This is a genomic window from Amycolatopsis sp. NPDC026612 (genome assembly GCF_040638285.1).
GTDB lineage: Bacteria > Actinomycetota > Actinomycetes > Mycobacteriales > Pseudonocardiaceae > Amycolatopsis.
On sequence record NZ_JBEZYB010000006.1, the window covers coordinates 148,568 to 161,359 of the forward strand.

11 protein-coding genes are annotated in these 12,792 nt (G+C 70.6%); 3 read left to right on the plus strand and 8 right to left on the minus strand.

Annotated features, from left to right (window positions below; genetic code table 11):
• Window positions 1–99 precede the first annotated feature (99 nt).
• The gene (gene secG / locus AB0F15_RS09095; protein WP_013224669.1) at window positions 100–330 is read left to right on the plus strand and encodes a preprotein translocase subunit SecG; all 231 of its coding nucleotides are present in this window, start codon (window positions 100–102) and stop codon (window positions 328–330) included.
• Window positions 331–437: 107 nt separating this feature from the next.
• Complete coding sequence (locus AB0F15_RS09100; protein WP_360267533.1) at window positions 438–782, plus strand: RNA polymerase-binding protein RbpA; 345 nt, start codon at window positions 438–440, stop codon at window positions 780–782.
• Window positions 783–1,263: 481 nt separating this feature from the next.
• Here the strand turns inward: AB0F15_RS09100 and AB0F15_RS09105 are convergent, their stop codons facing one another.
• Window positions 1,264–2,463: a histidine kinase gene (locus AB0F15_RS09105; protein WP_360267535.1), complete on the minus strand. Its 1,200-nt coding sequence runs from the start codon at window positions 2,461–2,463 to the stop codon at window positions 1,264–1,266.
• Between the two features lie 290 nt (window positions 2,464–2,753).
• The gene (locus AB0F15_RS09110) at window positions 2,754–3,833 is read right to left on the minus strand and encodes an NAD(P)/FAD-dependent oxidoreductase (protein ID WP_360267538.1); all 1,080 of its coding nucleotides are present in this window, start codon (window positions 3,831–3,833) and stop codon (window positions 2,754–2,756) included.
• Window positions 3,834–3,903: 70 nt separating this feature from the next.
• On the opposite strand from AB0F15_RS09110, the gene AB0F15_RS09115 reads away from it, so the two are divergent.
• Window positions 3,904–4,467, plus strand: a complete 564-nt coding sequence (locus AB0F15_RS09115) for a helix-turn-helix domain-containing protein (protein WP_360267541.1) — start codon at window positions 3,904–3,906, stop codon at window positions 4,465–4,467.
• An 86-nt stretch (window positions 4,468–4,553) separates the two neighbouring features.
• Here the strand turns inward: AB0F15_RS09115 and pgl are convergent, their stop codons facing one another.
• The 6 genes from pgl to tkt are packed head-to-tail and all read right to left on the minus strand — an operon-like array spanning window position 4,554 to window position 12,768.
• On the minus strand, window positions 4,554–5,333 hold the full coding sequence (gene pgl / locus AB0F15_RS09120; RefSeq protein WP_360267544.1) for a 6-phosphogluconolactonase: 780 nt from the start codon (window positions 5,331–5,333) through the stop codon (window positions 4,554–4,556).
• Window positions 5,330–6,382, minus strand: a complete 1,053-nt coding sequence (opcA, locus tag AB0F15_RS09125) for a glucose-6-phosphate dehydrogenase assembly protein OpcA (RefSeq protein ID WP_360267546.1) — start codon at window positions 6,380–6,382, stop codon at window positions 5,330–5,332. Before opcA ends, pgl begins: the two co-directional genes overlap by 4 nt.
• On the minus strand, window positions 6,379–7,902 hold the full coding sequence (gene zwf, locus AB0F15_RS09130; protein WP_360267549.1) for a glucose-6-phosphate dehydrogenase: 1,524 nt from the start codon (window positions 7,900–7,902) through the stop codon (window positions 6,379–6,381). The genes opcA and zwf overlap by 4 nt, the downstream gene beginning before the upstream one ends.
• Window positions 7,899–9,521, minus strand: a complete 1,623-nt coding sequence (locus tag AB0F15_RS09135) for a glucose-6-phosphate isomerase (protein ID WP_360267552.1) — start codon at window positions 9,519–9,521, stop codon at window positions 7,899–7,901. Before AB0F15_RS09135 ends, zwf begins: the two co-directional genes overlap by 4 nt.
• A gap of 8 nt (window positions 9,522–9,529) precedes the next feature.
• On the minus strand, window positions 9,530–10,642 hold the full coding sequence (tal, locus tag AB0F15_RS09140) for a transaldolase (protein WP_360267555.1): 1,113 nt from the start codon (window positions 10,640–10,642) through the stop codon (window positions 9,530–9,532).
• A gap of 14 nt (window positions 10,643–10,656) precedes the next feature.
• A complete protein-coding gene (gene tkt / locus AB0F15_RS09145; RefSeq protein ID WP_360267559.1) occupies window positions 10,657–12,768 on the minus strand; it encodes a transketolase in 2,112 nt (703 codons plus the stop codon).
• Between the last annotated feature and the right edge of the window lie 24 nt (window positions 12,769–12,792).

A 12,792-nucleotide genomic window follows, 5' to 3' on the forward strand; every position in this document is an offset into this window, starting at 1 on the left:
TCCGGTCCGTCACACAGCAGTGGACGAGTCCAGGGGTACGGTGGTGGTCGGAAACGACCATGCCGTACCCCTGCATTCTCCTAGAGCCCAAGGGATGACATGAAGCTGTTCCTGCAAATCCTGTTGATCGTCACCAGCGTCTTCCTGGTGGTCGCGGTGCTGCTGCACCGGGGCCGGGGCGGTGGCCTGTCGTCGCTGTTCGGCGGTGGGATGCAGTCGAGCCTGGCCGGGTCGAGCGTGGCCGAGAAGAACCTCGACCGCATCACCCTGGGGCTGGGCGCGGTTTGGCTGATCAGCATCGTGGGCCTGGGTCTGCTGCTCAAGGTGTGAGGCGTCCGGCGTTCCGTCGTCGGCCGCGACCGGGTCACGGCGGCGGGGCGCAGCGATTCGGCGTGCCTATTGGGGGGCGCGCCGCCGATTCCTAGGTGTGAGGATTCATGGTTGGCGGTAACGCGATTCGGGGCACCCGGGTGGGTGCTGGTCCTACGGGCGAATCGGAACGGGGCGAGTCAGCGCCGAGGCGTCGCATCTCCTACTGGTGTGCCAACGGGCACGAGGCCAAGCCGTCGTTCTCGATGGACGCGGAAATCCCGGACGAATGGGACTGCCCCCGCTGCGGGCTCCCCGGCGGACAGGACGAAAAGAACCCACCGGCCGCGCCGCGGACCGAGCCGTACAAGACGCACCTGGCCTACGTGAAGGAGCGGCGCAGCGACGCCGACGGCGAGGCCATCCTGGCGGAGGCGCTCGCCCGCCTGCGCAAGCGCCGGGAAATCATCTAAGCGTTCGTTCCACCGAAAAGCCACCCCGAGGGCAGCGGACCCCCTCGAGGTGGCTTTTCGCGCGCTCAACCAGGCATCGGCGGTGAGCTGCCGAGCTCAAGCTCGCTCAGCCGCGCATCGGCGCGATGCCCGCTGGGACACGCGAGTTTCTGCCCCGATCCACCGCTGGTAGCTCCTCGGGCGGGTAAGCAGCCCTTCAGGCACGCGGGCAGCCCCTCCTGATCACGCGAGCAGGCCTTCCGGCCACGCGAGCAGCTCCTCAAGCCAGGCGAGCAGGCCCCGGCCAGCCACGCGAGCAGGCCGTGCGGCCACGCGAGCAGCCCCCGATTCCACGCTACCGGCGGCCACCGACAGTTCGAGGAGCGGAAGAGCCGCGAGCGGCGGATTCCGGACCGAAACGGCCCTGAACCCACCGCTCGCGGCGTCGTCCGATCCGGAAACGTCGGTACCCGCCACTAAACTGGATACCGGGGGCCGGAGGTCAGCGGTCCAGCGGATACCGGGCCCGCACGCGGAAGCCGCCGTCCTCCGTTCCCGATGTCTCGAAGCTTCCGCCCAGCAGGCGGGCGCGCTCGGCGAGGCCCGTGAGGCCGTGGCCGCCCGAAGGCAGGCCTTCCGTCGGCCGGTTCGCCCGCTCGTTGCGGACCTCGATCTTGAGCGCGCCGTGCTCACCCTGGATGCGGATGGTCGCCGTCGCGCCCGGGGCGTGCTTGTGGACGTTGGTCAGGCACTCCTGCACCGTCCGGTAGGCCGCCGCCGAGACCTGGTTGGGCAGTGCCTCCGGCAGGTGCTCCACGGTCAGGTGCACCGGGACGTCGGAGGTGCGGATCAGCCGGTCGAGCTCGTTGATGCCCGGCCGCGGGCCGTCGTCGTCCGATCCGGCTCGCAGCACGCTGACCAGCGAACGCAGCTCCTCGAGCGTCCGCTTGGACAACATGCGGATGACCTGTGCGGTCTCCATCGCCCGGTCGTCGGTGGTCTGGGCCTGCAGCGCGCCGGCCTGCATGGCGATCAGCGTGATCTGGTGCGAGACGACGTCGTGCATCTCGCGGGCCAGCCGGGCGCGTTCCTCGGCGCGGACGGCGTCGGCGTGGAAACGGCGCTCGCGGTCGCGGCTCGTGGCCAGCTCGGCGAGCTTGTTCGAAACCTCGGTCCGCGCGCCGATGAGCAGGCCGATCGCGATCGGCATGCCGGCGACCAGGACGCCGTAGATGCCGTCGAGGATGTGCTCACGCCAGCTCAGCTCGGCGAAGTCCTCCAGCGGCCACTGCACGAACCGGCACATCCACACCAGCGCGGCGCCGACCCAGGTCTGCCAGTGCAGCTGGCGGCGGGTGGCGAGCATGCCGAGCGTGATCATCGACGCGAGCTGGGCCCAGCCGGCCAGGAAGCCGGGGACCGCGACGAGCACGGCGAGGAACGGGAACTTCCGGCGGAACACCACCGCGAGGCAGGCGGCGCCGGACAGGTAGATCGAGTACGGCTGGGCCTTCTCCGGAATGACCAGCCAGACGTCGAGCACGGCCAGGATGACCGCGGCCGCCTCGATGGCGAACGTGACCACAGCGGGGCGGGGAACCGAGCCGAACAGGCTCAGCCCGCGCTTGCGGACCCGCTCGGCGGCCGATGGCCCCGAGCCGGCGATCGAGATGCCTGGAATCGAGAGTCCCTCTGTACTCATCGCTGGCGACCCCATTCGTCTTGTGGACTTGGTGGTGAGAGGCGCTCAGGGCCCGATCGGGACGCGCAGCGGCAGAGAAATGTGCGGATGCTAACGAGGTCGCGTACGGAGACGGTTAGTTTCACCCGGAGTCGATGCTCCGGCGTCCGGATTCCGCAATCGGCTAGGCCATTCGGGGGTCGATCGGTGATAGGTGCTACTCAGCGTGCGAGTGCTGTTTCCCAGCGTGCACCAAGATGACCACATCGTGGGAATCATGGTACCCACGTGTGGTCACCCGTCGGTAGTTCTCAGGCCGCCATGGACCGGAGGTCGTCGCTCAGCAGGTCGTGCAGGCCCGAAGCGCAGGCCTTCGCGGTCTCGATCGACCGCGGGAGCATCCCCGCCTCGTACGCGCGGACCGCGTCCCCGACGCTCGGCGCCGTGGCCAGTGCGGTCGCCAGCTCGGTGCCGTCCAGCAGGGCGAGGTTCGCGCCGACCCCGAGGGGTGGCATCAGGTGCGCGGCGTCGCCGAGCAGCGTGAGCCCAGGCGTCGTCGTCCAGGCGTGCGGCACGGGCAGGACGTACAGCGGCCGGTACGCGAACTCGCCGTCGTGCTCGCGCAGGAACCGGAGCAGGTCCGGGTGCCAGCCTGCGTAGCGCTCGAGCAGGTCGGCGGGGCCGGGCCGCACGGGTTCGGGCGCGTAGAAAGCCGCGTAGCAGCGGATGTGACCGTTGCTGGTGCGCTGGGCGAAGAGCACCCGGCCGCCGGTCTTCGTCATCATCGAGCCCTGGCCGGTCAGCTCCGCCAGTACGGGGTGACGGCGGTCGGCGTCGTCGAAGCCGAGTTCGACGAACGTGACCCCGCTGTACTCCGGCGCCAACCCGGTGAGGGCGCGGCGGACGCGGGACCACGCGCCGTCGGCGCCGACGACCAGGGCGAACTCCTCGACGGCGCCGTCGGCGAACCCGAGCCGGGCGCCGTCCCCGGTCGTGGTGACCTCCGCCACCGGCCGCCCCCAGCGGACGGTGCCGGGGGAGAGGGAGTCCAGCAGGATGCCGCGGAGCTGGCCACGGTCGATTTCGGGCCGGGAGTCGTCGCCTTCGGCGGGGATCTCGTCGACGACGGCGTCGGCGCTGTGCGGGTCGAGCGCGCGCATCTGCTGGCCTTCGGGCCGGGCGAGCTCGCGGAACTTGTCGTGGAGGCCGGCCGTGCGGAGCGCGATCTGGCCGGTGTCGGCGTGCATGTCGAGCGTGCCGCCCTGTGGCCGCGCGTCGGCGGCGGGTTCCTGCTCGAAGACGGTGACGTCGAGGCCGTGCAGCTGCAGGACGCGGGCGCAGGCCAGTCCGCCGAGCCCGGCGCCGGCGATCGCGATACGGGAAGAAGTCATGTCACTACGAAAACACAATGACTCAAAAGATGCAATCACTAAACTTTTGGAGTGAGTTAGACTTCTGCTCATGACCGAAGTGATCGGACGTCGTGAGCGCAAGAAGGCCCAGACGCGCAAAGCCCTCGCCGACGCCGCGCTCGAGCTGTTCCTCGAACGCGGCTACGCCAAGGTCGGCGTGAAGGAGGTCGCGGACGCCGCGGACGTCTCGGTGACGACGTTGTTCAAGTACTTCCCCAGCAAGGAAGCCCTCGTCTTCGACCAGGACGAAGACGTCGAGGCGGGCCTGGTCGGCGCGGTGCACGGGCGGCCGCCGGGGCACACGATCGTGGACGCCCTGCGCGAGCACCTCCTGCGGATGGTGTCCCACGGCGCGCCGAGCGACGAGTTCGTGCGGCTGATCGAAAGTGAACCGGTGCTGCGCGACTACGCCAGGCGGATGTGGATGCGCCACGAGACGACACTCGCCCGGGCGATCGCCGAAGAGAGCGGCGCACCGGAGGACGACGTGGCGTGCGCGGCGCTGGCGAGGTTCGCGCTGGCCGCACGCGAGCTGATCCTGGCCGCCAAGCACCCGCGCCGGGCGGCGGAGGAGATCTTCGCCCGGCTGGAACGCGGCTGGCGGACGGAGTGACCGCCCTGCCCGTCCGGGGGCACGGGGACGCGTGAACGAATGAAGGCCCCCTGCCGCGGCAGGGGGCCTTCATTCGAAGAGAACGCTCAAGCCGTCGGCGGCTGGTAAACCTTCGTCAGCTTGCCCGCCGCCGTGCGGTCGAGCAGCCACAGCGTCCGGCGATGCCCGCGAGCCCCGGCCACCGGCAGCTGCACCTCGCCCGCACCCGCCAGCGCGAGCGCCACGGCGTCGGCCTTGGCCTCGCCCGCCGTCATCAGCCACACGTCGCGGGCCCGGCGGATCGCCGGCAGCGTCAGGGAAATCCGGGTCGGCGGGGGCTTGGGGCAGTTGCGCACCGCCACCACCGACCGTTCGGTTTCGTACACCGCCGGGGACTCCGGGAACACCGACGCGGTGTGCCCCTCACCCCCGAGACCCAGCAGCATGATGTCGAACGACGGCACGTCGCCGTGGTCCTCCGGGCCCGCGTTCGCCGCCAGGGCGTCCGCGTACGCCGCGGCAGCGCTGTCCACGTCGTCGCCGAACTCGCCGTCCGAAGGGGCCATCGCGTGGATCCGCTTCGGGTCCAGCGGGACGTGGTCGAGCAGGGCCTCGCGGGCCTGCTTCTCGTTCCGCTCGTCCGAATCGGCCGGGACGAACCGCTCGTCACCCCAGTAGATGTCCAGGCGGGACCAGTCGATCGCGTCGCGGGCCGAGGACGCCTGCAGCTCCGCCAGCACCGCGATGCCCGTGCCGCCGCCGGTCAGCACCAGCGACGCCGAGCCCTTGGCCGCCTGGACGTCCACCAGCCGCGTGACCAGCCGGGCGGCCGCGGCGGCCGCCAGGAGGTCCTGGTTCGCGTAGACGACGACCTCGGTCTTGCTCATGAGGCGCTCTTCTTGCCCTCGGCCTTGCCCTCGGGAGCCGAGGCGGCCTTGCCCGCCGGAGCCGAGGCGGCCGCGGCCGCCGCCGGCGAGGTGACGTCCGCCTTGGGCGGCGCGGCCGGCTTGCCGTTCGTGCCGGACGTGATCTTGGCGAGGCCGTGCAGCGAAGCCTCGTAGACCTCGTCCGGGTCGAGCCGGCGGAGCTCCTCGATCAGGCAGTCCTGGGTGCTGCGCCGCTGCAGGGCGATCCGCCGGGTCGGCTGGCCCGGCTGGGTCAGCGTGCCGACGCGCCCGTCCGGCCGGTGCAGCTCCACCGCGCCCGAACGGCGATCGAGCGTCACCGAGATGATCCCGGCCGCGCCCGAGGTCTTGACCCGCTTGACCGGCACCTTCAGGTACTCGGCCAGCCACGCGGCGAGCAGCTCGGTCGACGGCGAGTCGGCCTCGCCGGTCACGGTCGCACCGGTGATCTTCTCGTACGGCGGCAGGTCCAGCGCCGAGACGAGCTGGGCGCGCCAGTGCGTCAGCCGCGTCCAGGCCAGGTCGGTGTCGCCCTCGGTGTACGCCTTCGCCCGCGTGGTCAGCGCCTTGACCGGGTTCTTCTCCGCGGCCGAGTCGGTGATCCGGCGCTGGGCCAGCTCACCGAGCGGATCCTTGTCCGGGTCCTTCGGGCCGGCACCGGGCCACCAGCAGACGATCGGGGCGTCCGGCAGCAGCAGCGGCACGACCGCGCTCTGGCCCTGGGCGGCCAGCGGGCCGTAGAGCCGCAGCACGATGACCTCGCTCGCGCCGGCGTCGCCGCCGACCCGGATCTGGCCGTCGATCCGCGGCGCCGCGGTGCGGGCGCCCTTGGCGACCACGATCACCCGCGACGGGTGCTCGCGGCTCGCGCCGTTGGCCGCTTCGATGGCCTCTTCGAGGTTGGCGTCGTCGTCGGCCACGATCACCAGCGTCAAGACCCGCCCGAGCGCGACTTGGCCGCCCTGTTCGCGGATCTCCACCAGCTTCTTGTTGAGTGCCGAAGTCGTGGTGGACGGCAGGTCGATGATCACGGGCGCCTCCATTTCCGGCCGGTGCGCTCCAGCATTTCGTCGGCGGACGGCGGCCCCCACGTACCCGGCGCGTACTGCTCCGGCGCGCCTTCCTTGGCCCAGTGCTCGAGGATCGGGTCGAGGATCTTCCAGGAGAGCTCGACCTCTTCGTTCACCGGGAACAGCGACGGCTCGCCCAGCAGGACGTCGAGGATCAGGCGTTCGTAGGCCTCGGGGGAGGACTCGGTGAACGCGTGCCCGTAGCCGAAGTCCATCGTGACGTCGCGGACCTCCATCGTGGTCCCCGGCACCTTCGAGCCGAACCGCAGCGTGATGCCCTCGTCCGGCTGGACCCGGATGACCAGGGCGTTCTGCCCCAGCTCCTCGGTCGACGTCGAGTCGAACGGCAGGTGCGGCGCCCGCTTGAACACGATCGCGATCTCGGTGACGCGGCGGCCGAGCCGCTTGCCGGTGCGCAGGTAGAACGGCACCCCGGCCCAGCGGCGGCTCTGCACCTCCAGGGTCACCGCGGCGTAGGTCTCGGTCTTCGAGTCCTTCGCGAAGCCCTCTTCCTGCAGCAGGCCGGGCACCTTCGTGCCGCCCTGCCAGCCGCCCGCGTACTGGCCGCGCGCGGTGGTCTTGCTCAGCGGGCCGAGCGGCTTGGTGCCCGAGAGCACCTTGATCTTCTCCGCGCGCAGGGCTCGCGGGTCGAACGACAGCGGCTCCTCCATCGCGGTGAAGGCCAGCAGCTGCAGCAGGTGGTTCTGGATGACGTCCCGGGCGGCGCCGATGCCGTCGTAGTACCCCGCGCGGCCGCCGAGGCCGATGTCCTCGGCCATGGTGATCTGCACGTGGTCGACGTAGTTGGCGTTCCAGATCGGCTCGAACAGCTGGTTCGCGAAGCGCAGCGCCAGGATGTTCTGCACCGTCTCCTTGCCGAGGTAGTGGTCGATGCGGAACACCGACTCCTCGGGGAAGACGTCGTTGACGATCGCGTTGAGCTCTTCGGCGCTCTTCAGGTCGTGCCCGAAGGGCTTCTCGATGACGACGCGCCGCCAGGTGTTCTCGTCGGCGTTCGCCAGCCCGGAGCGGGCCAGCTGCTTGGTCACCACCGGGAACGCGCCGGGCGGGATCGACAGGTAGAACGCGGTGTTGCCGCCGGTGCCGCGTTCGTGGTCGAGGTCGCGGACCGTCTGCGCGAGCCGGTCGAAGGCGTCGTCGTCGTCGAAGGTGCCCTGGACGAACCGGATGCCTTCGGCGAGCCGGTTCCACACCGACTCCTTGAACGGCGTCCGCGCGTGCTCCTTGACCGAGTCGTGCACGAGCTCGCCGAAGTCCTGGTGCTCCCAGTCGCGGCGGGCGAACCCGACGAGCGAGAAGCCCGCGGGCAGCAGGCCGCGGTTGGCCAGGTCGTAGATGGCGGGCATCAGCTTCTTGCGGGCCAGGTCGCCGGTGACGCCGAAGATCACCAGGCTGGACGGCCCGGCGATCCGCGGGAGCCGCTTGTCCCGCGGATCGCGAAGGGGGTTGCTCCAGGTCATGCGCCGGCCTCCTGTACCGCGCGGACGACGGCCGCGAGCCCGGCGGCCCGGTCGGTCAGGTGCAGGCGCAGCACCGGGCGGCCGTGCTCGGCGAGCACCTGCCCGTCGCCGAGGGCCTGGGCGTGCTGCAGCTGACCCAGCGTGTACGGCCGGTCCGGCACGTCGAGGTCCTGCTCGACGGCGCCGGTGAGCTGCAGGAACACGCCGTTCTGGTGGCCGCCCTTGTGGTACTGGCCGGTGGAGTGCAGGAACCGCGGTCCCCAGCCGAACGTCGTCTGCTTCCCGGTGCGCTTGGCGATCTCGGGGCGTAGCAACGCGGTCGACGCGTCGTCGAGGCGGTCGAGGTAGGCCTGCACCGCGATGTAGCCCGCGTCCGGCGTCGAAGCGAAGAGCGCGCGGAGCACGTCGGTCAGGCTGCCGTCGGTGGACACGCCGTCGCTGCCGAAGATCTCGACCGGACCGTCCACATTGGACGCCGTCTCGCCGCCCTTCAGCTTCTCCGGGTCGTCCAGCAGCGCACGCGCCGCCTTCTTCGCCGTCTCGACGTCGGGCTGGTCGAACGGGTTGATCCCGAGCAGCCGGCCGGCCAGCGCCGTCGCGAACTCCCAGAGCAGGAGCTGCGCGCCGAGCGAGCCGGTGACGGCGATCTTCGCCGCGCCCTTCGCCGGGCCGACGGCGACCGCCGTGGCGTCCGACTTCGCGTCGGCGAAGCCGGGCGCCTCGGTGCTTTCGACGGCGACCGGCAGCAACCCGGTGCCCTGCTTGCCGGTGGACTCGGCGATCAGCTGCTCGGCCCAGTCCGGGAAGCCCTTGATGCCGGAACCGGAGTCGGCCAGCACGACCTTCTCCGCGCCCGCTTCGTGCGCGGCGGCCCACGCGGCGGCCAGCTTGACCCCCGGGTTGTCGGCCGAGTCCGCGGCCAGCTCCTCGGCCACCGAGGCGGCCTGGTCGAGCAGGCGGGCGACGTCCGCGCCGGCGAGGCCGGCCGGGACGAGCCCGAACGCGGTCAGCGCCGAGTAGCGGCCGCCGACGTGCGGGTCGGCGAGGAAGACCTTGCGGTAACCCTCCTTTTCGGACAGCTCCTGGAACGGCGAGCCCGGGTCGGTGACGACCACGATCCGCCGTGCCGCATCGATTCCCGCGTCGGTGAACGCCTTCGCGAAGATCCGCCGGTGGCTGTCCGTCTCGACGGTGCCGCCCGACTTCGACGACACCACGATCACGGTGCGCTCGAGGTCACCGGCGAGTGCGTCGGCGACCTGGCCCGGGTCGGTGGTGTCGAGCACGGTCAGCGCGACGTCGTCGGTGCCGGTGATGACCTCCGGTGCGAGCGACGAGCCGCCCATGCCGGCGAGCACCACCCGGTCGACACCTTCGGAGCGCAGTTCGGTCCGCAGCGCCTCGATCTCGCCGATCAGCGGCCGGGACGACTTGTGCAGCGTCGTCCACGACAGCCGGATCGACGCCTCGGATTCGGCGTCCGGCCCCCAGAGCGTGGCGTCCTGCGCCGCCAGCTTCGACGCGGCCTGGTCGGTGACCAGCCGCTCGACCAGGGGCGCAGCACGCTCCGCCAGTGTGGCGTCCACGATCTCGACGCCGGTCTTTTCCCCTGTCGTCATGTCGTGCTTCAGCCCTTCGCGCTCTCGAGCTGGCCCTTGACGGTCTCGAGCAGTTCCGTCCAGGACTTCTCGAACTTCTCGACGCCTTCGTTCTCCAGCACCAGGAACACGTCGGTGATGTCGATGCCGACGGCCTCGAGCTTGTCGAAGACCTCCTGCGCGTCCTTGCCGTGGCCGCTGACCCGGTCGCCCTGGAGATCGGCGTGCTCGGCGACGGCGTCGAGGGTCTTCTCCGGCATCGTGTTGACGGTGTTCTTCACCACGAGGTCGTCGACGTAGAGCGTGGGGGAGTAGTCCGGGTTCTTCACGCCGGTCGAGGCCCACAGGGGCCGCTGCGCGTTCGCGCCGTCGGCCGCGAGGGCCTTCCAGCGGTCCGAAGCGAACAGCTCCTCGAAGGCCACGTAGGCGAGGCGGGCGTTGGCGACGGCGGCCTTGCCGCGAAGCGCCTTGGCCTCGTCGGTGCCGATCGCTTCGAGCCGCTTGTCGATCTCGGTGTCCACGCGGGAGACGAAGAACGACGCGACGGAGTGGATGCCGCGCAGGTCGTGGCCGTTGGCCTTCGCCTGCTCCAGGCCCGCGAAGTAGGCCTCGATGACCTTCTTGTAGCGCTCGACGGAGAAGATCAGCGTGACGTTGACGCTGATGCCCTCGGCCAGGGTCTTCGTGATCGCCGGCAGGCCCTCTTCCGTGGCCGGGATCTTGATCAGCACGTTCGGCCGGTCCACGGTCTTCCACAGGTCCTGCGCCTCGACCACCGTCTTGTCGGAGTCCTTGGCCAGGCGCGGGTCGACCTCGATCGAGACCCGGCCGTCGACGCCGTTCGTGGCGGTGTAGACGTCGCGGAACAGGTCTGCGGCGTTGCGCACGTCGGTCGTCGTCAGGTCCCGGATCGTCGCCTCGACGTCGGCGCCCTGGGCCGCGAGCTCCCGGGTGCGCTCGTCGTAGGCGTCACCCTTCGACATCGCGTTCGCGAAGATCGTCGGGTTCGTCGTCACGCCGACGACGTGCTTGTCGCGGATCAGGTCCGCCAGGTTGCCGGTGTTCAGGCGTTCACGCGAGAGGTCGTCCAGCCAGATCGATACACCGGCCTCGGACAGTGCCGCGAGCTTGTCGTTGCTCATTACTGTCATCCCCTTCAGGAATTCTTGGTGTTCTGGATCGAGCGACGGGCGGCCTCGACGACTGCTTCCGCGGTGAACCCGAACTCACGGAACAGTGTGGCGGCATCGGCGGAGGCGCCGAAGTGCTCGATCGAAACGTTCACCCCGGCGTCACCGGTGAAGCGGTGCCACGACTGCGCGACGCCCGCTTCGACGGACACGCGGGCCTTCACGGCGGCCGGGATGACGGATTCGCGGTAGGCCGCGTCCTGCGCGTCGAACCACTCGACGCACGGCATCGAGACGACGCGCGCCTTGACGCCGTCGGCCTCGAGGGTCTTCTTCGCCTCGACGGCGAGCTGCACCTCGGAGCCGGTGGCCATCAGGATCACGTCCGGGGTGCCGACAGCGTCATCCACGTCGGCCAGGACGTACCCGCCCTTCGCGACGCCTTCGGCGCTGGTGCCCTCGAGCACCGGCACGTTCTGGCGGGTCAGCGCCAGGCCGGACGGGTGGTGGATGTCCTCCAGGACGGCCTTCCACGCGTACGCGGTCTCGTTGGCGTCCGCCGGGCGGACGACGTTGAGACCCGGGATCGCGCGCAGCGCGGAGAGCTGCTCGATCGGCTGGTGCGTCGGGCCGTCCTCGCCGAGACCGATCGAGTCGTGCGTCCACACGTAGGTGACCGGCGCCTTCATCAGCGCGGCCAGCCGGACCGGCGGGCGCATGTAGTCGGAGAAGATGAGGAACGTCGCGCCGTACGGACGGGTGCCGCCGTGCAGCGCGATCCCGTTGAGGATCGAGCCCATGGCGTGCTCGCGGACGCCGAAGTGCAGCGTCCGGCCGTAGGGCGTGGCCTGCCACATGTCCGTGGCGGCCTTCTCGGGCCCGAACGAGTCGGCGCCCTTCATCGTCGTGTTGTTGCTCTCGGCCAGGTCGGCCGACCCGCCCCACAGCTCCGGCAGCGGCTCGGCGAGGGCGTTCAGCACCTCACCGGAGGCCTTGCGGGTGGCGATGCCCTTGGCGTCCGGCTCCCACTTCGGCAGGTTGTCGGCGAAGCCCTCGGGCAGGGTGCGGGTGGCCATCCGGTCGCCCAGCTTCTTGCGCTCCGGGTTGGCCTGGGCCCACGCGTCGTACTTCTCGGTCCATTCGGCGTGCGCCACCCGGCCGCGCTCGGCGGCCTGGCGGGTGTGCTTGAGCACGTCGTCCTCGACCTGGAACGACTGCTCCGGGTCGAAGCCGAGGATCTTCTTCACCGCGGCGACCTCTTCGCCGCCCAGCGCGGCGCCGTGCGCCTTGCCGGTGCCCATCTTCTTGGGCGCCGGGTAGCCGATCACGGTCCGCAGCGCGATGAACGACGGCCGCTGCGTCTCGGCCTTGGCGGCCTCGATGGCCTCCTCGATCGCGACGACGTCCTCGCCGCCCTCGACGACCTGGGTGTGCCACCCGTAGGCCTCGTAGCGCTTCACGGTGTCCTCGGACAGCGCGATGTTGGTGTCGTCCTCGATCGAGATCTTGTTGTCGTCGTAGAAGACGATCAGGTTCCCGAGCTCCTGGCGGCCCGCGATGGACGAGGCCTCCGAGGTGACGCCTTCTTCGATGTCGCCGTCGGAGGCGATCACGTAGATGTGGTGGTCGAAGATGCTCTCGCCGGGCGCCGCGTCCGGGTCGAGCAGGCCGCGCTCGCGGCGGGCGGCCATCGCCATGCCCACGCCGTTCGCCAGGCCCTGCCCCAGCGGGCCGGTCGTGGTCTCGACACCGTCGGTGTGGCGGTACTCGGGGTGGCCGGGGGTCTTCGAGCCCCACTTGCGCAGCTGCTTGAGGTCCTCGAGCTCGAGGCCGTAGCCGGCGAGGAACAGCTGGATGTAGAGGGTCAGGCTGGAGTGACCCGCCGACAGGATGAAGCGGTCGCGGGCCGGCCAGTGCTGGTCGTTCGGGTCGTGCCGCATGGTGCGCTGGAACAGCGTGTAGGCCAGCGGCGCCAGGCTCATCGCGGTGCCGGGGTGGCCGCTGCCACAGTTTTCGACCGCGTCCGCGGCGAGCACCCGGACGGTGTCCACGGCGCGGGTGTCGGTGTCGGTCCAGTCGGCGGGCGTGTTGCGCCGGAGGAGTGGGTTGTTCTCGCTGGTAGTGGCGGTTTCGGACACTGAACTCCAACTCCCGGTCATGAT